This window comes from Saccharothrix sp. ST-888 (assembly GCF_000955975.1).
Classification (GTDB): Bacteria; Actinomycetota; Actinomycetes; order Streptomycetales; family Streptomycetaceae; genus Kitasatospora.
In genome coordinates this window covers 1-318 of record NZ_JYJF01000837.1, presented here as the reverse complement: position 1 = coordinate 318, position 318 = coordinate 1, and the positions used below count along the sequence as shown (strand labels likewise).

Sequence of the window (318 nt, the reverse complement as noted above, 5' to 3'; positions counted from 1 at the left end):
ACGCCGGATCGACCTGCCCACCTACGCCTTCCAGCGCGAGCACTACTGGCCGAAGGCACCCGTCTCCGCCCCGGCGGCCGGTTCTGCCGCCGCCCAGTCAACGGTGGACAGCCGGTTCTGGGAGGTCGTGGAGCGTGAGGACCTCGATGCGCTGACCGCGACCCTGGGCCTAGACGGCGACCAGCCGCTCAGCTCCGCCCTGCCCGCCATCTCGGCCTAGCGCCGCCGGAGCCGCGAAGAGTCCACCGTGGACGGCTGGCGCTACCGGGTGACCTGGAAGCCGCTCGCCGCTCCGGTGTCCGGCACGCTGTCGGGCGG

General features: G+C 73.3%; 1 protein-coding gene. It reads left to right on the top strand.

Annotation, left to right across the window (positions count from 1 at the left end; all coding sequences use genetic code 11):
• Positions 1 to 220, top strand: a 220-nt coding sequence (locus UK12_RS42470) for a hypothetical protein (RefSeq protein ID WP_197085430.1), incomplete at its 5' end; no start/stop codon positions are given.
• Between the last annotated feature and the right edge of the window lie 98 nt (positions 221 to 318).